This is a genomic window from Parafrankia elaeagni, from assembly GCF_000374165.1.
GTDB lineage: Bacteria > Actinomycetota > Actinomycetes > Frankiales > Frankiaceae > Parafrankia > Parafrankia elaeagni.
Genome location: NZ_KB893701.1, coordinates 1 through 1,436, shown reverse-complemented (window position 1 = coordinate 1,436; position 1,436 = coordinate 1). Strand labels below are relative to the sequence as shown.

The window sequence follows — 1,436 nt, the reverse complement described above, 5'->3', positions numbered from 1 at the left end:
GGCCTCCACCACCGACTCCCGCAGCAGCAGCGGGTTGTACGTGTAGATGACCCGGTTCCCGCGGCCGTCGGTCCGGCGGGTGAGCTTGCCACCCTTGGCGTAACCGAACGTCGTCGTGATCGACGTCGAGGCGTCCACCGGCTCGGTGACGGTCCGCAGCTGACTGAGAGCGTCGTAGGTGGCGGTGGTCGTCCAACCCAACGGACCGGTCTCCGACACCGGGTTACCAACAGCGTCGTAGAGGATGCGGCTGACACCGGCGGTAGCCGAGCCGACCTGCGGATCGGTGACGGCGACGCAGGGCGGTCAAGCACGCCGAGATGGGAGAGCACCTGCTGGGCGGAGTGCAGCGCGCCCTGGTAGTGCCGCCAGCCCTGGCCCCGGTGCGTTTCTCCCGTTCCCGGCAGGCCGCGGTCAGGTCGGCATTGGTCAGGTCGGTGAGCCGGCGGCGGGTCTGGATGAGTAATCGGGCGATGACCTGCGAGCCGGCTGCGGACGCCTGCTCGTCGGAGAACCCCAGCTCACCTGCCGCCGTGGCGAACTGGCGAAGGCCCGTCTCGAGCGGGCTGCCGGTGACGTCGCGTCACAGGCTCGACAGCCTCCGCTCGACGAGATAGTCGTCGCCGGGGCAGTTCAGCCGGGGCGGAGTTGGCGTAGTAGGCGGGTCTCGTCGAAGTAGATGCGGTTCTCGGTGACCAGGCCGCCGTCCACCCGGTACACCTCGACGATCCGCAGGGTCACGAGGTTGCCGCTCGCCGGGATCGGCTCGCCGCCGGTGGCCGTGAACGGGCTCGTATGCCGGGCCGTCAGCGTGGACTCCTCGACGACCAGCGGGCTCTGCTCCACGAGAAGGTGCGTGTCGACCTCGATGTCGCCGAAGGCGGCCAGGAAGGCGTCGCTGTGGTTGACCGCCGCCTCGCGGCCGATGAGGCGCACCCCGCCGGGCGCCTCCATCACGACGTTCTCGGCGAGCAGTCCGAGCAGTGTCTCCCGGTCACCGGTCTCGAAGGCGGCGATCACCTGCCTGACCGTGTCCAGCGCGTCACTCATGCCTCCCATCCAAGCCCACGAGCCCCGCCGGATTCACGATGGTGAGAATCGCGGGCCTTGCTCAGGGCATTCGGACAGGGGTGAGACAGCCTCGTCCCCCGGGTCTGGTTCCGAGTGCTGGCGGCCGGAGTCGTCGTCGATCCTCACGTGGCCGACGGCGATGGTGACACGTCGGGAGGTGCCGCGGAGGTGGTGGCCGGCGTCGGCGGTGTGGAGGTGGCCGGCGGGGCGGGCGGGCTGGCCGAGGCTGCCGGCGGACTGGCCGGTGGGGGTGGTGCTGGTGGTGTCGTCGTGGGGGCGGGTGGTCTGGGTGCGAAGGCGGTGGGGGTGATGCTGCGGATTCGTAGGCGGATGTGGGTGGGGCAGTGCTGGTCGGCGGGGGTGGC

3 protein-coding genes are annotated in these 1,436 nt (G+C 70.5%); 1 reads left to right on the top strand and 2 read right to left on the bottom strand.

Features of this window, described 5'->3' with window-relative positions:
* On the bottom strand, window positions 1-201 hold a 201-nt coding region (locus tag B207_RS0106070; protein WP_195905249.1), incomplete at its 3' end, for a hypothetical protein.
* Window positions 202-633: 432 nt separating this feature from the next.
* Window positions 634-1,050, bottom strand: coding sequence for an ester cyclase (locus B207_RS0106065; protein ID WP_018635632.1), 417 nt, complete (start codon window positions 1,048-1,050; stop codon window positions 634-636).
* A 147-nt stretch (window positions 1,051-1,197) separates the two neighbouring features.
* Between B207_RS0106065 and B207_RS40510 the strand changes: the two genes are divergently transcribed.
* The coding region (locus tag B207_RS40510) for a hypothetical protein (RefSeq protein WP_195905248.1) at window positions 1,198-1,436 on the top strand (239 nt) is incomplete at its 3' end.

What these genes read in the sequence shown, in the direction of transcription:
- B207_RS0106065 (WP_018635632.1), bottom strand. Translation starts at nt 1,050, where the DNA reads ATGAGTGACGCGCTGGACACGGTCAGGCAGGTGATCGCCGCCTTCGAG.